The organism is Rhodosalinus sp. K401, assembly GCF_041365735.1.
Classification (GTDB): domain Bacteria; phylum Pseudomonadota; class Alphaproteobacteria; order Rhodobacterales; family Rhodobacteraceae; genus Rhodosalinus.
The window spans coordinates 1-25,860 of record NZ_JBGFSI010000010.1; the positions used below are offsets into that span (position 1 = coordinate 1).

Consider the following 25,860-nt stretch of genomic DNA (forward strand, 5'->3'; position numbering starts at 1 on the left):
GAGACTCGAACTCGCACGGCCTTTCAGCCTGGGGATTTTAAGTCCCCTGTGTCTACCATTCCACCACGCGGGCATGCCCGCGTGACCCTAACGGGCCGGTCCGGGGAACGGAAGGCGGCGTCAGAGTTCCTCGCCTTTCAGAAGCGACCGTTCCGGCAGCCACGGGTTGATCGCGAGCGCCGCGCGCAGCACGGCCTGCGCCTCGGCCTCGCGTCCCAGCGCGGTGAGGGTCAGCGCCTTGCCCGAAAGCGCGCCGAGATGGGTCGGCGCCCGTTCGAGGGCGGCGTCGAGGTCGGCAAGCGCCGCGGCGAAATCCTGGTCGAGATAATGGACGAAGGCGCGCTGGTTCCAGCCCTCGGCGTAATGCGGGCAGTACTCGATCAGCCGGTCGAACTCCGCCCGCGCGCCGAGAAGGTTCCACGACGCGCGCATCCCCATGCCGCGGTCCAGCACCGCCTGTGCCGCCTCGTCTGGCGCGTCGGTGTAAAGCTCCCAGGCCCGGTCGTTGAGCGGCTGCGCGGTCGCCGGGTCGGGCGCCTCCTGCATCCGCTCGTAGAGCGCGGCGAGTTCCCTCTCGTGGTCCGGGACCGGCGGGCACGCGGCGCGCGCGGGCGCCGCGGCGACGACCGCGGCCAGAAGAAGAGACAGGGTCAGAATACGCATCCCCGAAAGCATCGCCCGGACCGGCGGCCGCGATCAAGTCACATCCGCGACATATCCCTCCTTCACCGCCTGCATCGCCATGTAGGTCGAGGTGCTCGCGACATGCGGCAGGGTCGAGATGCGCTCTGCCAGGACTTCGCGATAGGCGCGCATGTCGGGCGTGCGCACCTTCAGCAGGTAGTCGAAATTTCCCGCGATCAGGTGCGCCTGCTCGATTTCGGGCGTGGCCGCCACCGCAGCGTTGAAGGCGGCGAGCGCGGCCTCGCGCGTGTCGTCGAGGCGGACCTCCACGAAGGCGACATGCTCGAGCCCCAGCCGGATCGGATCGAGGATCGCGCGGTAGCCGCGTATCACGCCGCTGTCCTCCAGCCTGCGCAGCCGGGCCTGGGTGGGCGATTTCGACAGCCCGATTCGGCGGGCGAGCTCGGTGACGCTCACACGGCCGTCGCGCGCGAGCTCGTCGAGAATCGCGCGATCGAAACGATCGAGGCCCAGTTGATCGGGTGACTTCATTCAGACCTCGAGTTTGGTCGCTCCGCCTGCCAAATCCCAACTTATCAGGAAATCCGCCCGCCGCCACGCTGATATGCTGCACGGCGACAAGGAGGATCTCAAGCCATGCCCCGTGACGCCGCAGACCTGCGCGCCGCCATCGACGCGGCGACCTATGCCGACGAAGGCGAGACGATCGCCCGCCTCGCCGAAGAGGCGCGACTGACCAAGGACGACCGCGCGCGGATCAGCGACCGCGCCGCGGGTCTGGTGCGCGAGATCCGGTCCTCCACGCATCCGGGCCTGATGGAGGTGTTCCTCGCCGAATACGGGCTTTCGACGGAAGAGGGCATCGCGCTCATGTGCCTTGCCGAGGCGCTTCTGCGTGTGCCCGACGCCGAAACCATCGACGCGCTGATCGAGGACAAGATCGCGCCCTCGGACTGGGGCCGGCACATGGGCCGCTCCACCTCCACGCTGGTCAACGCCTCGACCTGGGCGCTGCTGCTCACGGGGCGTGTGCTCCGGGAAGACGCGCAGCCTGGGCCCGTCGCGGCGCTGCGCGGCGCGGTGCGGCGACTGGGCGAGCCGGTGATCCGCACCGCCGTCGGCCGCGCCATGCGAGAGATGGGCCGGCAATTCGTCCTGGGCGAGACGATCGAGAGCGCGATGCGCCGTGCCGCAGAGCAGGAAGCGAAGGGATATACCTACTCCTACGACATGCTTGGCGAGGCCGCGCGCACGGACGCCGACGCGCTGCGCTATCACCGCGCCTACTCGGATGCCATCGCCGCGATCGGCGGCGCGGCGAAGGGTGACGTCCGGGACAACCCGGGCATCTCGGTCAAGCTCTCCGCGCTTTCGCCGCGCTACGAGGTGGCGCAGCAGGCGCGCGTCATGGAGGAGCTCGCCCCGCGCTTTCTCGACCTCGCGCAGCAGGCGAAGGCCGCGGGCATCGGGCTCAACATCGACGCCGAGGAGGCGGATCGCCTCTCGCTTTCGCTCGACGTGATCGAGGCGGTGCTGGCCGAGCCCTCGCTCGCCGGCTGGGACGGCTTCGGCGTGGTGGTGCAGGCCTACGGGCAGCGTGCGGCGCCCCTGCTCGACTGGCTGCACGATCTCGCGGAACGGCACGACCGCCGCCTGATGGTCCGGCTGGTGAAGGGCGCCTACTGGGACACCGAGATCAAGGCGGCACAGGTGGACGGCATCGACGCCTTCCCCGTCTTCACGTCGAAGGCCGCGACCGACATTTCCTATCTCGCGAACGCGCGGAAGCTGCTCGGGATGACCGACCGGATCTACCCGCAATTCGCCACCCACAACGCCCACACGGTCGAGGCGATCCTCGACATGGGCAACGACCGCGACGCCTTCGAGTTCCAGCGCCTGCACGGCATGGGCGAGACGCTCCACGGGATCGTCAAGGCGAAGTCGGGTGCGCGCTGCCGCATCTATGCGCCGGTGGGCGCGCATCGCGACCTGCTGGCCTACCTCGTCCGCCGCCTGCTCGAGAACGGGGCGAATTCGAGTTTCGTGAACCAGATCGTGGACGAGAGCGTGCCGCCGGAAGACGTCGCGCGCGATCCCTTCGACGTGCTGGCCGAAGGCGGTCGCCGCATCCCGACGGGCGCGGAGATCTTCCTGCCGGAGCGGCGGAACTCCCGGGGCTTCGACCTCGCCCACCGGCCGACGCTCGACGCGATCGAGGCCGCGCGCGGCCCCTTCGCGGACCATGTCTGGGACGCCGCGCCGCTCTTGGCGGGCGCGGCCGCGCCGCAGGCGCCGGAAGAGACGCGCAACCCGGCCCGGCCCGCGGATGTCGTGGGCCGCGTCAGCTGGGCGAGCCCGGCGGACGCGGACACCGCGCTTGCCGCCGCGCGCGCCTGGGACGCGCCCGCCGCCGAGCGCCGTTTGGTGCTGGAACGTGCGGCGGACCTGTACGAGGCGCATTACGGAGAGCTTTTCGCGCTCTGCGCGCGGGAGGCCGGCAAGTCCCTCAAGGACAGCGTGGCGGAGCTGCGCGAAGCGGTGGACTTCCTGCGCTACTATGCGGCGAACGCGCCCGAGGCCGATCCCGTGGGCCGCTTCGTCTGCATCTCGCCCTGGAACTTTCCGCTCGCGATCTTCACCGGCCAGGTCTCGGCCGCGCTCGCCGCTGGCAACGCCGTGCTGGCAAAGCCGGCCGAACAGTCGCCCCTCATCGCCCATCGCGCGGTTCAGCTGCTGCACGAGGCGGGCGTCCCCCGCGCCGCGCTTCAGCTTCTGCCGGGGGCGGGCGACATCGGCGCGGCGCTGACCTCGGACGCGCGCACCGACGGCGTGGCCTTCACCGGGGGGACCGACACGGCGCGGCTGATCCGCAGCGCCATGGCGGAACACCTCGCGCCGGGCGCGCCGCTCGTCGCCGAGACGGGCGGGCTCAACGCGATGATCGTGGACTCCACCGCGCTGCCGGAACAGGCGGTGGCCGACATCGTGGAAAGCGCGTTCCAGTCCGCGGGCCAGCGCTGTTCGGCGCTTCGGTGCCTCTACGTGCAGGAGGACATCGCCGAGGAGTTCACCACGATGCTCACCGGCGCGATGGACGCGCTCGCCATGGGGGATCCCTGGGCGCTGTCCACCGACGTGGGGCCGGTGATCGACGAGGATGCCCACAAGAGCATCTCGGACTATGTGGCCGCCGCGAAAGGGGAAGGGCGACTTGTCCACAGCATCGCGGCGCCGTCGGGCGGCCATTTCGTGGCCCCGGCGCTTATCCGGGTGACGGGCATCGCGGATCTCGAGCGCGAGGTCTTCGGGCCGGTGCTGCACATCGCCACCTTCCGCGCCGAGGAGATCGACGCCGTGATCGCGGCGATCAACGCCACGGGCTACGGGCTCACCTTCGGCCTCCAGACCCGGATCGACGACCGCGTGCAGCATGTCTGCGACCGGGTCCATGCCGGCAACATCTACGTGAACCGCAACCAGATCGGCGCCATCGTCGGCAGCCAGCCCTTCGGCGGCGAGGGGCTTTCGGGCACCGGGCCGAAAGCGGGCGGGCCGCACTACCTCGCGCGCTTCTGCCGGCATCCCGCGCCCGACACGGCCGGCGACTGGGAGGCCGCGATGGAGGTCGCGGACATCGAGGCGGCGGTCGCCTCCGCGACGCCGGGTGCCGCGGAACGGAGGCTCTCCCTCCCCGGCCCCACCGGCGAGTCGAACCGGCTTTCGATCCTGCCCGGGGCGCCCGCGCTTTGCGCCGGCCCCGGAGCCGAGGCCGTCCGGGCACAGGCCGAGGCCGTGCAAGCGCTTGGTGGCCTTCCGGTCGAGGCCGCGGGCCATCTCGATCCCGCCGCGCTGACGACGCTGCACGAGGTCTCCTGCGTTCTGTGGTGGGGCGACGCCGAGACGGCCCGGGCCATGGACCGCGCGTTGGCCGCGCGGGAGGGGCCGCTCGTGCCGCTGGTGAAAGGGCTGCCTGACACCGGCCATGTCTGCGACGAGCGCCATGTCTGCGTCGACACGACCGCGGCGGGCGGAAACGCCGCGTTGCTCTCGGGCGCGGCTTGACGCGACCGGGGGCAGCGCTCAGCTTAGCGCCATGTTTCCGATCCGCGATCACAACCCGTCGGGGCGCGTGCCCTATGTGACCTTCGCCCTGATGGCGTTGAACATCGTGGTGTTCCTGAGCTACGTCCAACTTTTCGCGGACGGGCGCGCGATCAACCTGTTCTTCTTCGACTGGGCGCTGACACCCGCGCGCCTGGCCCAGGGCGAAGCGTTGCACACGCTCGTGACGTCGATGTTCCTTCACGGCGGGTTCATGCACCTGGCCGGGAACATGCTCTTTCTCTTCATCTTCGGCGACAACCTGGAGGACGAGATGGGCCATGGCGGCTTTCTCGCCTTCTATCTCGCCTCTGGCATCGGCGCGGCGCTCGCGCAGGCGTTCTCGGCACCGTTGTCCGAGGTGCCGATGGTCGGCGCCTCGGGCGCGATCGCCGGCGTGATGGGCGGCTACCTTCTGTTGTTCCCGAAGGCGCGGGTCGATGTCCTCGTGATCCTCGTGGTGATCTTCAAGGTGCTGCCGGTGCCCGCCTGGCTCATGCTGGGCGTATGGTTCGCGCTTCAGCTCTTCAGCGGGATCGGCGCGGACGCGGCGGCGGGCGGGGTGGCCTACTGGGCGCATGCCGGCGGTTTCGTCGCGGGCCTCGCGCTTGCCCTGCCGCTCTGGCTCAAGCTGGGCGGACCGGCCTACTGGACCCGCACCCATGGCGAGCCGCCGCATCCCGCAGCGACCTACCGCACGCGCCGCACCCATATCCCGCGTGCCGGGCGGCGGCGCATGAAGCCATGGATCAATCGCCGCGAATGATCCTGGAGAAACCTTCGAAAAGGTCACCGTTGGCGGCGATGATCTCACCCGTCTCCAGCGGGTCGGCGCCTTCGCGCAGCGGCCCGACGAGCCCCCCCGCCTCGGTCACGATAAGGCTTCCCGCGGCGACATCCCAGATCTGCAACTCGCGTTCCCAGAACCCCTCGTACCGGCCCGAGGCGACGTAGGCCAGATCGAGCGCGGCCGCGCCCCAGCGCCGAACGCCCGCGCATTCCGGCATCAGCCGGGCGAGATCCTGCAAGGTGGCCGGCAAGGTGCGCTTCGCGCCGAACGGCACCCCCGTGGCGAAAAGCGCCTCCGACATCCGCGCCCGCCCCGACACGCGGAGGCGGCGGCTGTCGTTCATCCAGGCGCCCTGCCCCTTCTCGGCATAGTAAAGCTCGTCCTTGGCGGCGTCGAAGACGACCGCCGCCACGATCTGCTTCTTGTGCTCGAGCGCGATGGAGATCGCCCAGTGCGGCAGGCCGTGCAGGAAGTTCGTCGTGCCGTCGAGCGGATCGACGATCCAGCGCCGGGTCGGATCTGCACCCGGCGTCTCGCCACCCTCCTCGGCAAGCCAGCCGTAGTTCGGCCGCGCGCCCAGCAGTTCCTCCTTCAGGATAGCCTCGGCCGCGAGGTCGGCGCGCGTGACGAAATCGCCCGCGCCCTTGCGCGACACCTGAAGGTTCTCGACCTCGCGGAAATCCTTGACCAGGGACCGGCCCGCCTTGCGCGCCGCCTTGATCATGATGTTGAGGTTGGCGCTGCCCTGCATGCTCCCGGCTCCTCTGGATCAGGCCGGGCGTATACGCGCAGGCGCGGGGAATGCCAAGGCCGGCCGGCGCCTCAGGAAGGGCGTTTTACGCGACCGTCAGGCCGGGTCACCCGCGCGGTCGAGACGCGCCACCCGCACCGACCTTCCGGCCGGGTGGCACCTGATCTTCCCGTGGCGCGCGAGGTGCGGCCCCGCGATGCGGGGCACGGGCACCGCGTCGTCAGCCGAAGGCGCGCAGAACCGCCACCCCGGCCCAGGCGGAGACCGCCGTGAGCGCCGTGCCCCATGTCAGGTCCACCGCGACGAGGGTCCAGTGCCAGTCGCGCAGCACGGCGTAGTTGGTGAATTCGTAAGTGCCATAGGCCACGAAGCCCAGCACCGCCCCGCCCACGAGCGCCTGCATCGGGTCGCCCGCGCGCAGGGCCGGCACCGAGACCAGGTAAAGAAGCCCCGCGACATAGGCGAGGTAGAACACCGCGGCCGGCCCCATCCGCAGCGGCTCGGCCATGATCGCACCGATCCGTCCCTCGAAGAGCGGGCGCAGCACCATGTTGAGCATGAGCGCGTCGAGAACGAGGAAGACCCCCGCCGTGGCAAGGTAGAGAAGTGCGATCTGCATGGGCGCCGGTCCTTCAATCATTTCAGGAGAATACGGGAGCCGGCGCCCGCCGGATCGTTATCGCTTGTCCGCCAGTTTCCCGAACTCGTGATCGAGGCGCGCGCGCATCTTCTTGGCGGCGCCGCGCACCGCGGATTCGATGTCGGTATCGTCGTGATTGGCGCCGAAGGGGCGCAGGCCCTCGGGCCGCGCCTCCAGCGTGGCGCGGATGTCCACGCCGCCCTTGTCGGCGTTGAGATCCTTGATGTGCACCTCGACGCGGCTCAGGCGCGACGCCACCGGGCCCAGGGCCTGCGTCACCAGACGCTCCACGACTTCCTTGACGCGGTCGTCGCCCTGAAGATGGTTGTCGGTGTTGAGCTGGATCTGCATCGGGTTCTCCTGGCTTGCGGGCGGCTCAGCCGCGGTTGATCTGCATTTGCCGGTTTCGGCCATCCGTGTCGATCCCTCCGAAAATGATCGCGCTCGGCATCTCGGAAAAGACCGCGCGCGCGGGGACGTCGCCGTCGATCCCGCCCTCGATCGTCAGGAAGCTCCAGCCCCCGTCGGACGACAGCGCCGCGGGCGCTTCAGGCAGGCCGGGCGTGCCGTCCGCACCGGGACCGAAACCCGCCACCCGGTCGGCTTCGTCCACCGGCACGCCGATGGCCGCGCGGTCGAGACGCCCTTCCTTCGGCCAGAAGGTGAGGGACAGATCGCCGTCGCGCGGCGGTGTGAATTCGAAGGGCTGGTCGTCGCTCATGGGGAAGCCTCCTGTTGTCAGGGCAAAGGCTAGCAGGGCGATGCGGCGGGGTTAAGCCGGTTTCGGCGCGGGCGGGTCGCTAGCCCGTCACCTCCCGGAACTCCCGCCACTCCCCTTTCGACATGCCGGAGGTCTCCTGCGTGACCTCCTCCCCCTTCAGCATCCGCCGGATGCAATCAAGGGCCGTGGCCGAGAGGGTGGCGCCCCCCACACGGTAGTCCTGGAACGCCTTCCAGGAGAGAGGCACCCACTCGGCGACGAGATCCCCGATGGTCTCGGCATAGACGCGGATCTCGTATTGCGCGTGGGCATCGGCGCGCAGGCGCAGGAAATGCAGAAGGTTGTGCAGATCGGTCTTCCAGTACCACTGGGTGTAGACGTTGGCGGGCAGGTTCATCCGCGCGAGTTCGCGGGCGAGGCCCTGCTGACCCTCGTCCGAGATCATCTCCTCGTAGTGGTCGTAGCAGCGCGCGGCGTCGGCCTTCAGGATTTCGAGCACGCGCGCGGCCTCCTGCCCTTCCAGCGTGGCGCCGCGGCCCTGGTTGTTCACGGTCGACTGGGCCGCCAGCATTTCAGGCGCGGGGATGTAGAACTCCCGGTCGAGGATCGAGTAGCGCGCCGAGTACTCGTTGACGTTGGCGGTGCGGTGCCGGATCCACTGCCGGGCGACGAAGACCGGCAGTTTCACGTGCAGCTTGAGTTCGCACATCTCGAACGGTGTCGAGTGCCAGTGGCGCATGAGGTAGCGGATGAGGCCCTCGTCGTTCGAGACGTGCTTCGTGCCCGCGCCGTAGCTCACGCGCGCGGCCTGCACCACGGCGGCGTCGTCGCCCATGTAGTCGATCACCCGGACGAAGCCGTGATCGAGCACCGGCTGCGCGGTGTAGAGATGGGCCTCCATCCCGGGGCTTACCGCGCGCAGGGTGGGTTGAGGGCTGGCGCGCTGCGCCTCGATTTCCGCCTGCTGCTCTCGGGTCAGGGTCATCCCGGAATCCTCCACCGCTACATGAGTCGCGCTTCCACCATATATTGAGGCGACCACCGGTGAAAACGCCAGATGCTGCGTAGGCAAATCCGCCTCAGTTCAAAAGATTTCCACAGGCCGCGCGGAACAGGCCGTTGACTTCCTGGGGATGACTCCGAAAATGTTACGAAAAACAAGACGAAAACGCACGAAATTGAGGCGGCAGTCCAATGGCACGACTTCTGATGCTTTTTCTCGTCCTGACGCTGGCCGCGGGCTGCGACAGCGACGGCACGAACCCCTTCGACAGGGACGACCCGGCCGATCCCGGCGATCCGGACGGCGAAACGCCCTCGGGCGACATCCCGGAAACCCTCGCGGGCGACGTGACGCGGGTGCGCTACGACCCTGCGGACAACACGATCGTCGTCGAAGGGCTTACCCTTGACGCCACGCCGTTCGAGGCCGTCTACAGCCGTGCGCCCGCGCTCGAGGCCAACGTACCGGGCTATCAGGTCTACACCGCGCAGGACGATGCGCTCGACCGCCACTCCACCGCCTTCGCGGCCCAGTCCAACAACAGCGGCGCGGTTCGCGCCGGGGTCACGGTGACGGGAGGGCCGCGCAACCGGTTCTTCGGCGGGACCTACTATGAACGCGACGGTGGCTTCAGGCCGCCGGCGGGCGGTCTCGTGACCTATACGGGGCGTTACGCGGGGCTCACCAATGTCGGCGGCAGTGGCGAGGATCTCATTCCCGTGCCGGGGAGCACGAACCCGGAACTCATCCCCGACCAGGCCGCCGAGGTGACGGGCGACGTGTTCATGAACGCCGACTTCTCGGACAACTCCATCGAGGGCAGCATCGTCAACCGCAGCCTCGAGGGCACCACCCTTCCGAGCCTCGTTCTGATCAGTACCGACATCGCATCGAACGGCACCTTCTTCGGCGATGTCGAGTTCGAAGCGTCAGATCCGCTCTCCGGGGACAACCCCGTCGGCAACGATATCGGCGATTACGGCGGCATCATCGGCGGGCCGGACGGCGACGGGCTGGCCGGCAGCATCACCCTCAGCGAGTTCGACGGGCTTGGCGATCAGCTTAATATCGAGAACGAAGAGGAGTACGGCATCTTCGTGCTCGACCGCTGCGGAACGCCCGGCGCGGCCGACCCGCTGGGCATCTGCGGAAGCGTGAACTAGACCGTGATCCGGCGCGCCGCGACGCGCTGGCGGGGGACCGGGCGGGCGCTTCTGGCCGGAGCGCTCGCCGCCCTGCTGTGGTCCCCCGGCCCGGCGCGGGCGGAGGCGGCGGAGCTGTCCATCCCCCTCGCGCGGGGCCTTGCGGAGGCGGCGGTGCGCGCCGGCGACGCCGCGTTTGCCACGCAGATGGCCCGCGCGCTTCTGGACGCCGATCCCGAGGACGATTTCGCGCATTACGTGCTCGCGCACGCCGCGCGGGCGGAGGACCGGCCGCGCGCCGCGCGGCGCGCCGCCGTGCGCGCCTTCCGGTACGCCCAAAGCGACGGGCGCCGCTTCGAGGCCGCGCAGATGGCCGCGCGAGGGGCGCTGGACGCCCGGCAGTTCACCGTGGCGCAGTACTGGCTGCGGCGCGCGACCGACGTGGCGCCGACCGACCAGGCCCGCGATGTCGCCACGCGCGACTTCCGGGCCGTGCGCCGGATGAACCCCTTCAACTTCCAGCTCCGCTTTTCGGTCTCTCCGTCCTCGAACGTCAACAACGGGGCCGAGGACGCGCTCAACGTGATCGACGGCGTGCCGGTGGTGGGACTTCTCAGCCCCGACGCGCTGGCGCTCTCGGGCGTGGAAACCACGGTGGATCTGCGCACGCGCTTCCGCCTGCATGAAACGGCCCGGCAGCGCACGGAACTGACGGGCCGCGCCTATCTCCGCCGCGTCGCGCTTTCGGACGAGGCAAAGCGGAAGGCGCCCATGGCCAGCAACGGCGACTATGCCCTGAACGTGCTGGAGGCGGGCCTGCGGCACGACATGGCGCTCGGTCCCGCGGCGGGGATGCTTCGTCTTTCGGGCGCGCTGGGCGACATGGCCTATGCGGGCGATCCCTACCTCGATTTCGCGCGACTGACCCTGGCGCATGTGAAGCCCGTGGCGGACAGGGGGCGGCTGCACTACGGGCTCGGACTGGAAGCGCGGCGCTACGACCGGGCGGCCGACCGGCCGGAGCGGATCGCGGACCTCTTCATGGGGTATCGCCACGCCCTGCCTTCGGGCGACAGCCTCGATTTCGGCGTGTCGCTGCGCGCCAACGACGTTGACAGCACCACGCTGCTGTCGCGCGGGATCACCGCGCGGCTCGGCTACGATTTCGGGCACGCCTTCGGGCCGGTGACGCTCTCGGCGGCGATCGCGGCCAGCTACACCGACTATCCCGACTATCGCGTGGCCACGATCCGCGTGCCCGGAGGGCGGCAGGACGAGAGCCTCGCGGCCACCTTCGACATCGCGTTCCAGGACATCCAGCATGCGGGCTTCCTGCCGGTCGTGAGCCTCAAGGCCGAACGCACGCTATCCAACGTGAGCCGCTTCGAGACCGATTCCGTCTCGGTGAGCTTCGGGATCCGCTCGGCCTTCTGATCTCGACATCGCGGCGCGCGGGCCTAGAGTGCCGATGGAATCAGGCGACAGGAGGCACCCCATGACCATCCGCTATCTTCACACCATGGTCCGTGTGAAGGACCTCGAGAAATCCATGGCGTTCTACGCGCTTCTGGGCCTGAAGGAGACGCGGCGCTGGGACAACGACCAGGGGCGCTTCACCCTCGTCTTCATGGCGCCGCCCGGGCAGGAGGAGTGCCCGGTGGAGCTGACCTACAACTGGGACGGGGACGAGGGGCTGCCCTCGGACAGCCGGCATTTCGGCCATCTCGCCTACCAGGTGGACGACATCTACGAGATGTGCCGGCACCTGATGGACAACGGCGTGACCATAAACCGCCCGCCGCGGGACGGGCGCATGGCCTTTGTCCGCTCGCCCGACAACATCTCGGTCGAGCTTCTGCAGAAGGGCGACGCGAAGGAGCCGGCGGAGCCCTGGGCCAGCATGGAGAACACGGGGCATTGGTGAGGGCCCTCGCCCTCGCCCTCGCCATTGGGGTCTGGACCGGCGCGGCGGCGGCAGAGTGCCGCCTCGCGCTGGCGCTCGCGCTCGACACCTCCTCGTCGGTGGACGCTCGGGAACACCGCCTTCAGCGCGAGGGCCTGGCCGCCGCACTACGTCATCCCGATATCCGCTCGGCCATCCTGTCGGGCGCGCCGGGGCATGTCGCCCTCGCCGTGTACGAGTGGTCGGGGCGCTACCAGCAGGCGCTCATCCAGGGCTGGATACCGCTCGACAGCGACGCAGCCATCGATGCGGCCGCGGACCGGCTTCTCGGCGCGCCGCGCAGTTACAGCGAGTTTCCCACCGCCATCGGTTACGCCCTGGGCTACGCCGCCGGGCTTTTCGAAAACGGGCCGGACTGCGCGCGCCGGGTGCTGGACGTGTCCGGCGACGGGATCGGCAATGACGGGTTCGGGCCGCGTCACGCCTACCGGCATTTTCCCTTCGCGGGCATCACCGTGAACGGCCTCGCGGTCGGGGGGCACGACCCGCATGTGCTGGACTACTACCTCGACGAGCTGCGCCTCGGCCCCGAGGCCTTCGTGGAACACGCCGAGGATTACAGCGACTTCCAGGTGACGATGACACGGAAGCTGCTGCGGGAAATCGGCACTCTGGCCGTCGGCGCGGCGCGTTGAGACGTGCCGCCTGCGCGATGTTGCTGCTGGCCGGGCTTGCCGTTGCCGCGCGGGCGGAGGCCGCGTGCCGGCAGGCGCTGGCCCTGGGCCTCGACGTCTCGGGATCTGTGGACGCGCGGGAATACCGGCTGCAACTCGACGGTCTGGCCGACGCGCTCGAGGCGCCCGAGATACGCGAAGCGCTTTTCGCGATCCCGGCCGCGCCGGTGGCCGTTGCCGTCTACGAATGGAGCGGCCCCGCCCCGGCGCGGGACATTCTGGGCTGGACCGAGATCGCCGACGAAGCCGCGCTTCTAGCGGTGACGGCCCGGCTGCGCGCCGCCCGGCGCGCCCCGGGCGACGACAGCACCGCACTCGGCCATGCGATGCGCCACGGGGCCGCGCTTCTTGCCGCGCGGCCGGACTGCTGGCGCCATGTGCTCGACATCTCGGGCGACGGAAAGGCCAACGCGGGGCCCGCGCCACGCTCCGTCCGCAGCAGTCTTCGGGGGATCACGGTCAACGCGCTGGTCGTGGGGGCGGACGCCCGCGACTCCCTCGACCGCAGACAGGTCCAGATCGGGGAATTGTCGAGCTACTTCAACGCGCATGTGATCCACGGGCCCGACGCCTTCGTCGAGACAGCGCTCGGCTACGAGGATTTCGCCCGCGCCATGCGCCGAAAGCTTCTGCGCGAACTGTCGGCCCCGTCGCTGGCCACGCTCGATCCGGCAGGGCCCGGGCACCCCGCGCATCGGTCTCAGTAGATGTAGCGGATCTGGTCCGTCCAGAAACGTTCCAACCGACGCAGCGCGGCGGTGCTTTCCACGAGGCGCGCAGGGTCGACGCCCGTCTCGACCTCCAGCCCCTCGGCATGGCGCGCGAAGAGCGTGGCGACGATCTCGCGGATCTCGCGCCCTTTCGCGGTAAGACGCACACGCACGGCGCGGCGATCGATCTCGCAGCGCTGATGGTGCATGTAACCGCCATCGACGAGCTTCTTCAGGTTGTAGCTGACATTCGACCCCTGGTAATAGCCCCGGGTCTTCAGCTCGCCCGCCGTGACCTCGTTGTCGCCGATGTTGAAGATCAAAAGCGCCTGCACGGCGTTGACCTCCAGCACGCCCAGGCGCTCGAATTCGTCCTTTATGACGTCGAGCAGCAGGCGGTGCAGCCGTTCCACCAGCGACAGCGTTTCGAGATACGGGGTGATGAGGCTCTGCCCGCTGGCGGGCAGCATCGCGGTCTGCATGCTCATGTCGCGCCGGTCTCCGCTTGACTTGCGGGCCGGAGATTGGCGCGGAATACCGAAGAAGAGGTTAAATCCTTGGAATAAATTCTAAAATTCTAGCTAACTCGCCATCCCGAGGCGCGCGCGGATCTCGCCGATCAGGGGCGCGTGCCGCGCCGGAGGCTCCGACTGCCCGGCCACCCAGGCATAGAGGTCCTGGTCGTTCTCCTCGAGCAGCGCCTCGTAGGCATCGAGCGCCGCGTCGTCCATGCCCGCGAGCCGCGCCTCGGCGAAGCCCTGCAGGATCAGGTCCATCTCCTTCGTGCCGCGGCGCATCGAGCGCATCGAAAGCCGGCGCCGCCGGGTCTCGGCGGTTTCGGTCATGCGGAGGCCTCTTCCTTGAGGCGCTGGCGAAGCCGCTTCTCAAGCTTGCCGAGGCGCTCGGAGGTGGTGCGCAAGGAGGTCTTGAGCGTGCGAAGCTCGGTAAGAATCTCGGTGATGTCGGGCGAAAGCGCCTCTTCCTCCGCCGGGCTTTCGACGCCCTCCCCCTCACCGGTGAGAAGCCACATGATCGAGACGTTCAGGATGCCCGCCATCATCGACAGCCGGTTGGCGCGGGGTTCTGACAGGTCCTCTTCCCAGCCGCGCAGCGTTCCGAGCTTCACGCCGAGCCGCTTGGCAAGCTGCGCCTGCGTCATGCCGGCGTTTTCGCGCGCCGCCGCCACGCGGTCGCCGAAGGTGGCCTGATCGGGGCCGTACCAGTCGCCGGAGGCGTCGCTCAAATCGTCCATCGCTCTCTCCCATCCGCTGTGCGATCGCCGCTTGATCGCTTTCGAACCCCAGCCTAAGACATGGGGCACCCCAGTTCAAACCGGTGTGACCATGATCCCGATTTCCGCGACCCTCGAGCGCGTGCAGCCTTCGCCCACCATCGCGGTGACGCAGCGGGCGCGGGATCTCAGGGCCGAGGGGCGCGACGTGATCGGGCTTGGCGCCGGCGAGCCGGACTTTGACACGCCACGGCACATAAAGGATGCCGCAATCGCGGCACTCGAGGCGGGAAAAACGAAATACACCGCGCCGGACGGTATCCCCGAGCTCAAGGAGGCGATCGCGGCCAAGTTCCTGAGCGACAACGGCCTTCGCTACACGCCGGCCGAGATCGGCGTCTCCTCCGGCGGCAAGCAGGTGCTCTTCAACGCGCTGATGGCCACGCTCAATCCCGGCGACGAGGTCATCGTGCCCGCGCCCTACTGGGTGAGCTACCCCGACATGGTCCGCATGGCGGGCGCGGAGCCGGTGATCGTGCCCTGCGGTCTCGATACGGGCTTCAAGCTCTCGCCCGAGGCGCTCGAGGCCGCGATCACGCCCCGGACGCGCTGGGTCATCCTCAATTCGCCCTCGAACCCGACGGGTGCGGGCTACGGCCGCGACGAGCTGCGCGCGCTGAGCGAGGTTCTGATGCGCCACCCCCATGTCTGGGTGATGTCGGACGACATCTACGAACACATCGCCCATGACGGGTTCACCTTCTGCACGCCGGCCGAGGTCGAGCCCGGTCTTCGCGACCGGACGCTCACGGTGAACGGCGTCTCGAAAGCCTACGCCATGACCGGCTGGCGCATCGGCTACGCTGGCGGGCCAGAGCCGCTGATCACCGCGATGCGCAAGGTGCAGTCGCAGTCCACATCCTGCCCCTGCTCGATCAGCCAGTGGGCGGCGGTGGCCGCGCTGACCGGACCGCAGGACTACATCGCCGAAAGCTGCGCGGCCTTCCGCCGCCGCCGCGACCTCGTGGTGGAGCGGCTGAACGCGATCCCCGGTATCGACTGCCCCGTGCCCCAAGGCGCCTTCTACGTCTTCCCCTCGATCGCCGGGCTCATCGGGCGGACCTCGGCGGGCGGGCAGCGGATCGACGACGACGAGACCTTCGCCGCCGCTCTGCTCGAGGAGGAGGGCGTGGCGGTCGTGTTCGGCGCGGCCTTCGGCCTCTCGCCCCATTTCCGTGTGAGCTACGCCACATCGGACGACGTGCTGGAGGATGCCTGCGACCGCATCGCGCGCTTCTGCGGCGGCCTGGGCTGAGGCGGCCGTGGCGGACCTGCCCGACTACTACTTCCGGGTGCGCGACAACGGCGCGCTGGTCTTCCGCGTGGACACCGAGAACCGCCACCGCCGCATAGAGATGGACCCGATCGCCGCCGTGAACATCCGCAACGGCGAGATCAGGCCCCAAGGCGACCGCGTCCTTTCGGAGACCGATGTCGAGGTCATCCGCGACTGGATGGCCGAACGCCGCGAGGTCGTCGCCGCGCGCGAGATGGACGACATTTTCCGCGCGGTGGATCACCTCAACCTCACCGCGCACTGGGCGCAGACCAGGGCGACCGACGCCGAACTGGACGAGGTGACGGAGTCGCTTCTCCTGGCGATGCACGACCTGCGCAGCGTGCTGGTGCGGCGCAAGTCCGAGCAGCTGGCACGCGACGACGATTAGGCCGCGCGCCGGCCCGCCCTTCCCTGCCCCGCGCGAAGCCGCGGCACGGAGCCCCACCAGAAGCGCGTCATCAGCAGCACCCCCGCGCAGGCAAGGCCGAGGGTCAGCCCGAGCCAGACTCCCGGGCCGCCCCAGCCCAGCACGAAGCCCATCACCCAGGCGCCGGGAATGCCCACGCCCCAATAGCTGACCGCCGCCATGACCATCGGCACGGCGGTGTCCCGCACCCCGCGCAAAAGCCCGAGCGCCATCACCTGCGCGGCGTCCACGAGCTGAAAGAGCGCCGCGATGGCGAGCAGCGTCGCGCCCAGCGCCATGATCTCGCCGCGGGCGGATTCCGCGGGATCGAGGAAAAGCGCGTAGAGCGGCCCCGGCACCGCCAGGAACAGCACGATCGTCAGGAGCGCCGCCACGAGGCTGAGGCCGAGCACGGCGCGCGCGCCCCGGGCCAGATGCTCCGCGTCGCCGCGCCCGAAGGCGTTGCCGGCACGGATCGTCGCCGCGTTGGACAGCCCCATGTGGATCATGAAGGTGGCGGAGGCGATCTGCAGCGCGATGCCGTGCGCCGCGAGCGGCACCGTCCCGAGCCAGCCCATCATCACCGAGGACACCGAGAAAAGACCGATCTCGGCGAGGTTGGTCACCCCGATCGCTGCACCCATGCGCGCCACCTGCCGGAACACGTCCCAGTCGGGGCGCCAGAGCCGGACGAAAAGACTGTGCTGGGGTAGCGCCGCCGCGGCGTAGGCGGCCGAGAACAGCAGCGCCACCGCGTTCGTCGCCACCGAGGCGATGGCCGCCCCGCGCAGACCCAGCTCCGGCGCGCCCCAGTTGCCGAAGATGAGCGCATAGTTGAACAGGGCGTTCGCCACGGCGGCCGCGACGGTGATCCAGAGCACCACCTGCGTGCGCCCGAGCGCGGCGAGATAGGATTTCAGCACCATCACCAGAAGCGCGGGCAGGATGCCGGGCCCGGCGATGCGCAGGTAGTCCTGCGCCGCCGCCGACAGCTCGGGCGTCTGCCCGAGCAGGCGCAGCAGCGGGGCGGAGAACCAGAATATCGGCAGGCAGGCCAGCGCGAAGAGGACGGACAGCCACAGCCCCATGCGCGTGACCCGCCGCACGGCCGTCTCGTCCGCCTCGGCCTCGGCCGAGGCCACGAGCGGCATGACCGCCCAGGCGATCCCCGCCCCCATGATCCAGAGCGTGAACCAGAGCGCGGTGGCGAGCACCAGCGCCGCCAGCCCCTCGACCGAGTGCCAGCCCATCATGACCGTGTCGGTCAGGTGGATCGCGAACTGCGCGAGATGCCCGCCGATCAGCGGGAACCCGAGCAGCAGGATGGCGCGGAGGTGCCGGGGATATGACATGGCGGCAGCGGGCATGGCCGCGCTCTAGCGCCGGTCCGCGCCTCCGGCAAGACGGGATCAGATCGCGGCGATAAGAAGCTGCCACGAGATCAGCGCCACCACGGCGCCGGCCCCGATCTCGATGAGCGGAAGCGCGCGCGCCGCGCCGCTGCCGCCGGCGAACTGGGCGAGCGTCCCCTCGCGCATCGTCACCGCCGCGACGGCGACCGCCACCGTCACGCTCGCCGTGCCGAGCGCCATCGCCACCGCCCCGGCGATGCCCTGCCAGACGAGATCCATGCGCCAGGTGAGGATCAGCAGGAAAAGCGCGCCGGTGCAGGGCCGGATCGCCACCGCGGCCACAAGAAGCGCGGCATCGCGGAGGTTCGACACCTCGCCCGCCTCTTCCATGCTGGGGCCGTGGCGGTGCCCGCAGGAGCTGCAGGCGCCCTCCGGCCCGTGGCCCTGGCGATGGTGGCCGTGATCGTCGCCCGGTTGGGCCTGCGGCCGGCGCCAGAGCTTGCGCGCCCCGCGCGCCACCAGCCAGAGGCCGATCAGCCCGATCGCGGCGTAGGACAGCGGCGCCATCCACGCCTCGGCCGCGCCCACCATCTGCTGGCGCGTCCAGCCGAGCGCCCAGACACCCGCATAGACCAGCGCGATCGCCGTGCCCGCCTGCGCTAGGCTCGAGGCCAGCGCGAGGCCCGAAAGGCGCAGGACCGGCACCCGCCGCGCGACCCCGTAGCCGCCGATCAGCAGCTTGCCGTGGCCCGGCCCGGCGGCGTGGAAGAACCCGTAGGCGAAGCAGAGCCCCCAGAGCGTGGCGAGCGCCCCGGGCTCGCCCGCGCGGAGCGCCCGAAGCGCCCCCGCCATGGCGCGCTGCGCCTCCTGCTGGCCCGCGGCGGCCCAACGCGCGACGTCGTCCGCCCCGCCCCAGAGCCAGAGCCACGCGGCCAGCGCGGCGATGGCGGCCATGGCCGTCAGGAGGACGAGGCGCATGTGATCCGGGCCTTGTCGGCGTAGAGATGCCCGATCTCGAGCGTCTCGAAGGTAAGCTCGTCGACCTCTCCGACGATCTCGGCGACCCGCGCATCGGCCTCTTCCGGGTCGGCCTCCGTGATGGGCGCCGCGCAGCGTTCCGGCAGGCGCACGCCGACGAGTTCGTAGGCGACGTAGAAGGTCGGGTCGTAGGCTTCGATCACGGTGCCCTCCGCCGGGAAGGGCGTCACGTCACGCCGGTGGGAGGCCACGATCCGGCCTTCCTCCACCGCGATCCCGGTGGCGGTGGGCAAGCCGATCTCCGCCGTCTTGTCACCGTTGACGAGGTAGAGGTCGCCCTCGAACCAGTCGGGCCATTCCACGAGGTCGAAGCCGCGAAGCTCGGCAAGCTCGGCCTCGGTGAGCACACCGTCGGCCTCGGGGTCGAGCCCCATGTCCTCGAGGATGAGAAGGGTGAAGAAATCGTCGTAGACCCAGGTGACCTCCACCCCGGTGATCATGCCGGCATCGCCCAGCTCGACCTTCACGGTCGCGTCGACGAAGATGTGGGGATGAGCCCCGAGCGCCCCGGGCAGGCTGGTCACGAGGGCAAGGATGGCTGTGCGGAACATGGGCGAAACCTACGCTGCACGGGCGAGACCGGCAACCGGCGACCAGCCTGCGCCGCGCGGAATTCCGCCAGCGTGCCGGTCCCGGCCGCGCTGCGGTCCGAAGGTCTGCATCGCCCGGCCCCTGCCCCGTGCCGCCGCAGAGCGCCGCGCGACCGGCACGGCGCGCGCGGGCACACCCGGGCCGGAAACCCTTGGACCTGTCCGAAAAGGATCGAGTCTCCGGAAAGCGGGGACATTCCCGGCCGTCACCGCCGGCGAGGTAGACGATACCTGCCGGCACCGCGATGCGCGCGTAGCCCCGACAGGACGGCCCCGCCCCCGACGGCGCCCGGAAAGCCGCTTTTCCCGATGCGCCCGGACTGACATACTGTGCGCCAGGCAAGACAAGAGAGCAGCGAGCATGGCAGACGATCTCCTCGACAGCGTGGAGCCCGGCGACTACGACGCTTCCTCTATCGAGGTGCTCGAGGGGTTGGAGCCGGTGCGCAAGCGCCCCGGCATGTATATCGGCGGCACCGACGAGCGGGCGCTGCACCACATGGTGGCCGAGGTCCTCGACAACGCCATGGACGAGGCGGTGGCGGGCCACGCCAACCGCATCGAGATGGAGCTGGCCGAGGACTACACGCTTACCGTGCGCGACAACGGCCGCGGCATCCCGGTTGACCCGCATCCGAAGTTTCCGGGCAAGTCCGCGCTCGAGGTGATCCTGTGCACGCTGCACTCGGGCGGCAAGTTCTCGGGCAAGGCGTATCAGACCTCGGGCGGGCTGCACGGCGTGGGCGCCTCGGTGGTCAATGCGCTGTCGGAGTCCATGGTGGTGCAGGTGGCGCGCAACCGCACGCTGCACGAGCAGCGGTTTTCCCGTGGCGTGCCCCTCGGCCCGGTGGAAGAGGTGGGCGCCGCGCCCAACCGCCGCGGCACCACCGTGAGCTTCCGTGCCGACCCCGAGATCTTCGGCGCGCATCGGTTCAGGCCGGCGCGGCTTTTCGCCATGGCGCGCTCCAAGGCGTATCTCTTCTCGGGCGTCGAGATCCGTTGGAAATCCGCGGTGGACGACGGCGAGACCCCCGCCGAGGCGACGTTCCACTTTCCCGGCGGGCTTTCCGACTATCTGAAGGAGCGCCTGGCCGGCGCGACCACCTACGCCGAGCGACCTTTCGCGGGGGCTGTCGATTTCGAGGGTCGCTTCGGCACCCCCGGCAAGGTGGAATGGGCGATCAACTGGACGCCCGCGAAGGACGGCTTCGTGCAGAGCTACTGCAACACGGTGCCCACGCCCGAGGGCGGCACGCACGAGCAGGGCTTCTGGGCGGCGATCCTGAAGGGCATCCGCGCCTATGGCGAGCTGGCCAACAACCGCAAGGCCGCGCAGATCACCCGTGAGGATCTGATGGCGGGCGGCTGCGCGCTCGTCTCCTGTTTCATCCGCGAGCCCGAATTCGTGGGCCAGACGAAGGACCGCCTCGCCACGGCCGAGGCCGCGAAGCTGGTGGAAGGCGCGGTCCGCGACCATTTCGACAACTGGCTCGCCGCCGACACCAAAAGCGCGGGCGCGATCCTCGACTTCCTCGTCCTGCGGGCCGAGGAACGGCTGAGGCGCAAGCAGGAGAAGGAGACCGCGCGCAAGACCGCCACGCGCAAGCTGCGCCTGCCCGGCAAGCTGGTGGACTGCACCGCGACGGCGCGCGACGGCACGGAGATCTTCATCGTGGAGGGCGACAGCGCGGGCGGCTCGGCCAAGGCCGCGCGCAACCGCGAGACGCAGGCACTCCTTCCGCTCCGGGGCAAGATCCTGAACGTGCTGGGCGCGGCGTCCTCGAAGCTCGGCTCGAACGCCGAGATCTCGGACCTCTCGCAGGCGCTCGGCGTGGGACTCGGCACGAAATTCCGGCTCGACGATTTGCGCTACGACAGGGTCATCATCATGACCGACGCCGACGTGGACGGGGCGCATATCGCCGCGCTTCTGATGACCTTTTTCTTCACCCAGATGCGGCCGATGATCGACGCGGGCCACCTCTATCTCGCCTGCCCGCCGCTCTATCGCCTGACCCAGGGCGCCAAGCGCGTCTACGCCCTCGACGAGGCGGAGCGCGAGGCGTGGTTGCGGCGCGGGCTCGGCGGCAAGGGAAAGATAGAGGTCGCGCGCTTCAAGGGTCTGGGCGAGATGGACGCCAAGGACCTGAAGGAAACGACGATGGACCCGGCCTCGCGCCGGCTCATCCGCGTGACCATCGACGAGGACGAGCCCGGCGAGACGGGCGACCTCGTGGAGCGGCTGATGGGCAAGAAACCGGAACTGCGCTTCCAGTATATCAGCGAGAACGCGAGGTTCGTGGAGGAGTTGGACGTGTGATCGGCGCTTGGCGCGGACCGGAGAAGAAACCCGCAGCCCGGCAGTGGGGAAAGGGTTCACGCCATCATCGGTAGCGCTGCAGCGTCGATGGCGCCGCTGACCTCGAATGACGCGCGTCGGCCCGGCGACGGGGTATCCGGCGCGATCCATGGGTCACGGCCCGGCGGCAGCGCGATGCAGCCTCATGGGCAATTCGAGCATCCCGAATGGCCCGGGCGAGACCGCCACGAGGAGCAAAAAGCGGTCGGCTCGGCAGGTCGCCGCAACCCTCACGGAGTTTTCCGGCCGGCGGACCCTACTTGGTCCTTGAGCCGGAGCGCAAAAGCTCCCACCAGCGGTATTTGAGAAGGCGCCTCCAGAAAACCCATCTTGGCATCAAATCCCTGTATTTCAGGATAAATGCTCGCTTGCTTCTGATATTCTTGCTGAGGCGAAATCCGTCGTGCTGCCTGGCGAAAACCACAGCTTCCGGCGCAATCGCAATTTTCTCACCCGCACGCAGCATCTCTATCGCCAGCGCGCGATCTTCCGAGATCGCCAGCTCCTCGTCAAAGCCTCCGACAGCAAGAAACAGGTCCTTTTCAATAAGCAGATTGATGCCGCCCGTCCCGGGATTTCGCCAAAGTAGCGCATCGACGGATATCTCGCCTTCCGTCAAATTATGATGTTCGTATACCTGCCCATTTCTGGAGCGCAGAATTCTCCCGTAAACGCAACGCGCCGAGTCCCGCCTGCAGGCATTGAAGGCTTCGAACAGGAAGTTCTCGTCCCACCAGTCATCGTCATCTAGGAAGGCCAGATGCGTACCGGTGGAGAGAGACGCGCCGAGGTTTCGCGCCCTCGAGGGCCCTATACGGGGCTGTTCTCGAAAGAGCTTGATGCCGGACGGAAGGTCGGACCGCGCGACTTCGCGGGTTCCGTTGTCGATGACAAGCACCTCGAGGGGCGGCAAGCTCTGCTTCAGAACCGACGCAATGGCCTCCCGCAGCCAGTCAATCCTCCGGTCGCAGGTCGGTATGACGACCGAAACGCAAGGGTCCGGCGTGGCGCTTTCTTCCGGCTTCGACATCATGTTGCGGCATCACTCTCCATAGCGCCGAGACGGGGCCGTGCTAGCTGCGCATGGAGTCGAAGCTTACCGGAAGCGGCGGCTTGGTTCGACACCGTGGGCACGCCCCCGCGAAACTCCTCCTCGGGCCCTGCGTCCTGCCACACCTTGAGTGATGCTGTCCGCGTCCCTTCGACGATCGCCGGCGCAACGCCCGAACCGTGGGCGCTGCCCCCCAGGGACGCATGTCGGCGCAAGACCACGTCTCCCGATCCCCGTGGCTTCTCGGAACGGTCGACTGAAACCTAGCGATACGGCATTTGTCGGACGTAGGACTCGCGAAGCTTCTCGATACGTTGTTGAAGCTGCTGGCGACGGTCGTCTTTCAACCCCGGCGTTGTCGCCCAGTCCATGTAGGTCACGATCGCCATCCTCACATCATAGTCCCTCGGAATACCATCGTCGAGGCCCGGTATTTCCTGCGAGTCGCATTCGAAAAGGCCGATATCGGGAATGCCCGCGCAGTGAAGCATGTCCCGCGTGCGAACACATTTGAAACACTTTCCGCAATTCCCGCCGGTCGAGGTGTCCCTCCAGCAGACGGAGAGCTGGCGCACCAGCTCGGGATCCGCGTCATGGATCGCCCGCACCCGCTCGCCCCGGCGGAGCGTGTGTCCGAAAGCCACCAAGGGCAGATCGCCCCGACCGAAGATATCCATCAGGATACTACCGTTGCCCCACGGGTGTTGAAAAACGTCATGGATTGGAGGAGCGTCCAGCGCATATGAAGCCTCGCAAAACTCTTTCCCAATATAATTCAGGCACATCGCCAGCATGAAGGAGTGCTGAAGCTCCCAATGCATCGGCATGTTGCGAAAGTCCGTTTCTGCAACGATCAGATCAAGTCCGATAATGTCCGAAATTCGCTCGACACGCAACCGAAGGTCGATGAAACCCGGATGATCGGCCGTCGGGTAATCCGCGCCCGCGACAAGAAGACTATGGCTATATTCTGCCTGTGCCTTCGCGGCGATCGCAGAGGATGTACTATCGACGCCACCGGAGAGGCAAATAACCTTATGATCTTTCCGTCTTGATACCGACCCGGCATCAACGATATTCTCCAAAATCAGTCGCGGCGGCGAAAGCGAAGGAATGCTCCACAGTGTGTAGGCATAGTTCAACGTCTCGACCATTCGCGCGGCTGCCGCGCTCACCGGGGCAGTGACCCGAATGGTGCGATTGGTCCGGGAGGAAATCGCGGCAAGCCCGAAGAGAGCGAAATCCCAGATCTCCGGTGCCTTGCACACCGCCTCCGATCTGATGAAGAAGGACCGGTTGCCAACCTTTACCACGACGCGATCCTTATCCCACGCACAGGTGGCATCGTCTGTTCCATCGGAGGTCTGTCGGGTACGGAACTCCGCCATCTTCGCCCAGCCGGGTGCGGCAGACCGCAGCTTGCGAATCTGTGTCAAACGCCTGCTGAAACCCTTCGTCGACACCGGCAACTCCCATCGGTTTCCGCAAGATGCCTGACGCAGTAGAACAGGGTTTGGAAGAAGGCAACGCCTCCATGGTCTGGCCGATAGTCGTGCTTTCGCTTCCTGGCGAAGAGGTGCGGCGACGCGGGCTGTTGACCGCGCTGGCGCGGTTCGCCCTCGATTATGAGGTCTTTATCGGGGTCGATGGCCGAAATGGTCTGCCGGCATGCTGGGAACGCGACATCGATCGATCCGCCGCAAGGTTTAATATCGGACGCGACCTGACCGATGGTGAATTCGCCTGTGCCCTGTCCCACCGCGAAATCTATCGCAAAATCGAGCGCAAAGGCTGGCAGGGCGCCGTGGTTCTCGAAGACGATGCCATTATCGACCGTCGTTTCGCGGATTTCGTGCGCGGGGAACTGTTCCGGCGAGCGGACTTGATAATGCTCGACCATTCGAGAGCATATGTGCGCGGTAAGGGATTGGACATCATGAAGGGCGTGACGATGCGCCGGCTGGCGCTCCCCTCCTACCTGACGACGGGGTATTCGATTTCCGCAGCCGGCGCACGATCTCTGCTGGCGTCCTCCCGACCGGTGTCTGCCACGGCCGATTGGCCTGGCGATATCGTGTCGCTGGGCGCAATGGCGCTGGAGCCCAGAATTGTCGATCATCCCGACAAGTTTACCGGCACTTCGCACCTGCGCGACGCGCGCGTCAAAATCGTTTCGGACCACGGCGGCAAGCGCGGGTCAGCGAAGAGGCGGCGCGCCACGACCTATTGGAAGCGCTGGCTGATCAAAAGACTTTCATCCAAGATCAGTTGAACTCTTGAACTGCCCTCAATGCCTCGGTGAAGCTCTTTGCCATGAAGGGTGGATGATCGCCGGCCCAGGTGTTGATGTAATTGAAGACCTTCCCGTAATGGTTGTCCAGAACGACGTGTGTTTTTCCCATCAAGCTACACAGGATATGACCATGCAAGCGGTCAGTGACGACGCGATGGCCTTGGGCGAGAAGATCGATCCCACGCCGCAGTTCTTTTTCGGCCTTCAATCGATAGGCTCTCTCCAGCCAGGCCATAAGCGTCCTGCTTGGAAGGGGCGCAGATCGCGCTAACCGCTCGGCAATTTTCCCGGCCCATGGAAGATTGTAGGGTTCTATCCAATCCGTCACGCGAACGCTGTCCCGCGCTGTGGTCTCCTGGCTGCGGCTCGCGTGTCTTTCCTGATCGTCGCGCATCAGGGCCAGAACGGGGACTTCCGGCCTGGTGTCCGTGTGCAATGGCCCGAGGGCAAATGCCATGTCCGGACAAAGATAAACCGGACAGTCGAAATTCTCGCGCGCAAAGTCCAGGCTCGCGGTGTCGCGCACCATCATGGTGAAATCGGAATGCCGTGCGATCGCGCGCCTCGTTTCCTTCAAGGGGAGCGACTCAGAACACGAAAAGTGTATGGACTGAGGCAATTGCACGATCTTGCGATGCGGAAATCTGTCCAGTATGGCAACGCGGTTCTCCCAGAAGCCTGGCCACAGATCGCCGAAGTTGCCCCCGCCGAGCAGCAGGAGAGGGCCCTCAGGCATCACCTGGTCGAGGTGAGTGGGAAAAGCCTTGTTTCGCGAAACATATGCCGGGAACGATCCGAGTCGTTTCCGAAGCTTCGCGAGCGTTCCAAGCCATATGGCACTGTCACCGATATTCGAGTGCGCAGGAAAATCCAGCAGGGCGTAGGGGTGCGGCGCGCACCGACCGAGCGCCTCGTCCAGGGTATCGTCGATTCTTGCAGTAATGGAATGAGTATCCATGTTCACCCCGCTCCAGACGCGCCAGGAAACGGCCGGCGGCGCCGGGCGTGCGGTCGTCTCGTAGCTCGGGGCCTTCGATGCACCCTTATCCCGACCCTTT

At 67.9% G+C, this 25,860-nt stretch carries 27 protein-coding genes; 11 read left to right on the plus strand and 16 right to left on the minus strand.

From position 1 onward, the window contains the following. Positions 1-120: 120 nt before the first annotated feature. Entirely contained in the window at positions 121-663 is a 543-nt protein-coding gene (locus AB6A66_RS11785; RefSeq protein WP_371056052.1) for a tetratricopeptide repeat protein, read from the minus strand. 33 nt (positions 664-696) lie between these two features. After that, on the minus strand, positions 697-1,176 hold the full coding sequence (locus AB6A66_RS11790) for an Lrp/AsnC family transcriptional regulator (protein WP_371056053.1): 480 nt from the start codon (positions 1,174-1,176) through the stop codon (positions 697-699). 105 nt (positions 1,177-1,281) lie between these two features. On the opposite strand from AB6A66_RS11790, the gene putA reads away from it, so the two are divergent. Beyond that, complete coding sequence (gene putA, locus AB6A66_RS11795) at positions 1,282-4,710, plus strand: bifunctional proline dehydrogenase/L-glutamate gamma-semialdehyde dehydrogenase PutA (protein WP_371056054.1); 3,429 nt, start codon at positions 1,282-1,284, stop codon at positions 4,708-4,710. A 31-nt stretch (positions 4,711-4,741) separates the two neighbouring features. Then, entirely contained in the window at positions 4,742-5,515 is a 774-nt protein-coding gene (locus AB6A66_RS11800) for a rhomboid family intramembrane serine protease (RefSeq protein ID WP_371036857.1), read from the plus strand. Here AB6A66_RS11800 and AB6A66_RS11805 read toward each other — a convergent pair. The 5 genes from AB6A66_RS11805 to thyX form a co-directional block, all read right to left on the minus strand. After that, the gene (locus tag AB6A66_RS11805) at positions 5,499-6,290 is read right to left on the minus strand and encodes an inositol monophosphatase family protein (protein WP_371056055.1); all 792 of its coding nucleotides are present in this window, start codon (positions 6,288-6,290) and stop codon (positions 5,499-5,501) included. The genes AB6A66_RS11800 and AB6A66_RS11805 overlap by 17 nt on opposite strands. Positions 6,291-6,510: 220 nt before the next feature. Next, positions 6,511-6,909 carry a DUF2177 family protein gene (locus AB6A66_RS11810; protein ID WP_371036859.1) on the minus strand — a complete coding sequence of 133 codons (399 nt, stop codon included), beginning with the start codon at positions 6,907-6,909 and terminating at the stop codon, positions 6,511-6,513. A gap of 57 nt (positions 6,910-6,966) precedes the next feature. Continuing rightward, on the minus strand, positions 6,967-7,281 hold the full coding sequence (locus AB6A66_RS11815) for an HPF/RaiA family ribosome-associated protein (RefSeq protein WP_371036860.1): 315 nt from the start codon (positions 7,279-7,281) through the stop codon (positions 6,967-6,969). Between the two features lie 25 nt (positions 7,282-7,306). Continuing rightward, positions 7,307-7,651, minus strand: a complete 345-nt coding sequence (locus tag AB6A66_RS11820) for a hypothetical protein (RefSeq protein WP_371036861.1) — start codon at positions 7,649-7,651, stop codon at positions 7,307-7,309. A gap of 79 nt (positions 7,652-7,730) precedes the next feature. After that, a complete protein-coding gene (thyX, locus tag AB6A66_RS11825) occupies positions 7,731-8,636 on the minus strand; it encodes an FAD-dependent thymidylate synthase (RefSeq protein WP_371056056.1) in 906 nt (301 codons plus the stop codon). Between the two features lie 209 nt (positions 8,637-8,845). Here thyX and AB6A66_RS11830 point away from each other — a divergent pair, with 209 nt between their 5' ends. The 5 genes from AB6A66_RS11830 to AB6A66_RS11850 all read left to right on the plus strand — a co-directional run bounded on the left by AB6A66_RS11830 (position 8,846) and on the right by AB6A66_RS11850 (position 13,140). Beyond that, positions 8,846-9,817, plus strand: coding sequence for a thymidylate synthase (locus AB6A66_RS11830; RefSeq protein ID WP_371056057.1), 972 nt, complete (start codon positions 8,846-8,848; stop codon positions 9,815-9,817). A gap of 3 nt (positions 9,818-9,820) precedes the next feature. After that, on the plus strand, positions 9,821-11,230 hold the full coding sequence (locus tag AB6A66_RS11835) for a hypothetical protein (RefSeq protein WP_371056058.1): 1,410 nt from the start codon (positions 9,821-9,823) through the stop codon (positions 11,228-11,230). A 61-nt stretch (positions 11,231-11,291) separates the two neighbouring features. After that, the gene (locus tag AB6A66_RS11840; RefSeq protein ID WP_371036865.1) at positions 11,292-11,720 is read left to right on the plus strand and encodes a VOC family protein; all 429 of its coding nucleotides are present in this window, start codon (positions 11,292-11,294) and stop codon (positions 11,718-11,720) included. Further along, positions 11,717-12,394 (plus strand): DUF1194 domain-containing protein, encoded by a 678-nt coding sequence (locus tag AB6A66_RS11845; RefSeq protein WP_371056059.1) that lies wholly within the window; start codon positions 11,717-11,719, stop codon positions 12,392-12,394. Before AB6A66_RS11840 ends, AB6A66_RS11845 begins: the two co-directional genes overlap by 4 nt. Then, positions 12,391-13,140 (plus strand): DUF1194 domain-containing protein, encoded by a 750-nt coding sequence (locus AB6A66_RS11850; RefSeq protein WP_371056060.1) that lies wholly within the window; start codon positions 12,391-12,393, stop codon positions 13,138-13,140. The genes AB6A66_RS11845 and AB6A66_RS11850 overlap by 4 nt, the downstream gene beginning before the upstream one ends. Here the strand turns inward: AB6A66_RS11850 and AB6A66_RS11855 are convergent. The 3 genes from AB6A66_RS11855 to AB6A66_RS11865 all read right to left on the minus strand — a co-directional run bounded on the left by AB6A66_RS11855 (position 13,134) and on the right by AB6A66_RS11865 (position 14,395). Next, positions 13,134-13,631 (minus strand): MarR family winged helix-turn-helix transcriptional regulator, encoded by a 498-nt coding sequence (locus tag AB6A66_RS11855; protein WP_371036868.1) that lies wholly within the window; start codon positions 13,629-13,631, stop codon positions 13,134-13,136. The two genes, AB6A66_RS11850 and AB6A66_RS11855, sit on opposite strands and share 7 nt — an antisense overlap. 93 nt (positions 13,632-13,724) lie before the next feature. After that, entirely contained in the window at positions 13,725-13,988 is a 264-nt protein-coding gene (locus tag AB6A66_RS11860; RefSeq protein ID WP_371056061.1) for a succinate dehydrogenase assembly factor 2, read from the minus strand. Next, a complete protein-coding gene (locus AB6A66_RS11865) occupies positions 13,985-14,395 on the minus strand; it encodes a multiprotein-bridging factor 1 family protein (RefSeq protein ID WP_371036870.1) in 411 nt (136 codons plus the stop codon). Before AB6A66_RS11865 ends, AB6A66_RS11860 begins: the two co-directional genes overlap by 4 nt. 91 nt (positions 14,396-14,486) lie before the next feature. Here AB6A66_RS11865 and AB6A66_RS11870 point away from each other — a divergent pair, with 91 nt between their 5' ends. Next, entirely contained in the window at positions 14,487-15,689 is a 1,203-nt protein-coding gene (locus tag AB6A66_RS11870; protein ID WP_371056062.1) for a pyridoxal phosphate-dependent aminotransferase, read from the plus strand. 7 nt (positions 15,690-15,696) lie between these two features. Beyond that, on the plus strand, positions 15,697-16,101 hold the full coding sequence (locus AB6A66_RS11875) for a hypothetical protein (RefSeq protein WP_371036872.1): 405 nt from the start codon (positions 15,697-15,699) through the stop codon (positions 16,099-16,101). On the opposite strand, the gene AB6A66_RS11880 is transcribed toward AB6A66_RS11875, so the two are convergent. Genes AB6A66_RS11880 through AB6A66_RS11890 form a run of 3 tightly spaced genes read right to left on the minus strand, consistent with a single transcriptional unit; the run spans position 16,098 to position 19,060 of the window. Next, positions 16,098-17,486, minus strand: a complete 1,389-nt coding sequence (locus tag AB6A66_RS11880) for an MATE family efflux transporter (RefSeq protein ID WP_371056063.1) — start codon at positions 17,484-17,486, stop codon at positions 16,098-16,100. The two genes, AB6A66_RS11875 and AB6A66_RS11880, sit on opposite strands and share 4 nt — an antisense overlap. Positions 17,487-17,528: 42 nt before the next feature. Next, a complete protein-coding gene (locus tag AB6A66_RS11885) occupies positions 17,529-18,449 on the minus strand; it encodes a nickel/cobalt transporter (protein ID WP_371056064.1) in 921 nt (306 codons plus the stop codon). Continuing rightward, positions 18,431-19,060 (minus strand): DUF1007 family protein, encoded by a 630-nt coding sequence (locus AB6A66_RS11890; RefSeq protein WP_371056065.1) that lies wholly within the window; start codon positions 19,058-19,060, stop codon positions 18,431-18,433. The genes AB6A66_RS11885 and AB6A66_RS11890 overlap by 19 nt, the downstream gene beginning before the upstream one ends. Positions 19,061-19,460: 400 nt before the next feature. Here AB6A66_RS11890 and parE point away from each other — a divergent pair, with 400 nt between their 5' ends. Next, a complete protein-coding gene (gene parE, locus AB6A66_RS11895) occupies positions 19,461-21,419 on the plus strand; it encodes a DNA topoisomerase IV subunit B (protein WP_371056066.1) in 1,959 nt (652 codons plus the stop codon). A 295-nt stretch (positions 21,420-21,714) separates the two neighbouring features. Here the strand turns inward: parE and AB6A66_RS11900 are convergent, their stop codons facing one another. Together AB6A66_RS11900 and AB6A66_RS11905 are read right to left on the minus strand one after the other, a co-directional pair. Then, positions 21,715-22,491, minus strand: a complete 777-nt coding sequence (locus AB6A66_RS11900; protein ID WP_371056067.1) for a glycosyltransferase family 2 protein — start codon at positions 22,489-22,491, stop codon at positions 21,715-21,717. Positions 22,492-22,772: 281 nt separating this feature from the next. Next, positions 22,773-23,972, minus strand: a complete 1,200-nt coding sequence (locus tag AB6A66_RS11905) for a hypothetical protein (protein ID WP_371056068.1) — start codon at positions 23,970-23,972, stop codon at positions 22,773-22,775. A gap of 26 nt (positions 23,973-23,998) precedes the next feature. Between AB6A66_RS11905 and AB6A66_RS11910 the strand changes: the two genes are divergently transcribed. Further along, a complete protein-coding gene (locus AB6A66_RS11910) occupies positions 23,999-24,781 on the plus strand; it encodes a glycosyltransferase family 25 protein (protein ID WP_371056069.1) in 783 nt (260 codons plus the stop codon). Here the strand turns inward: AB6A66_RS11910 and AB6A66_RS11915 are convergent. Beyond that, a complete protein-coding gene (locus AB6A66_RS11915) occupies positions 24,774-25,760 on the minus strand; it encodes a polysaccharide pyruvyl transferase family protein (RefSeq protein WP_371056070.1) in 987 nt (328 codons plus the stop codon). The genes AB6A66_RS11910 and AB6A66_RS11915 overlap by 8 nt on opposite strands. Positions 25,761-25,860 lie beyond the last annotated feature (100 nt).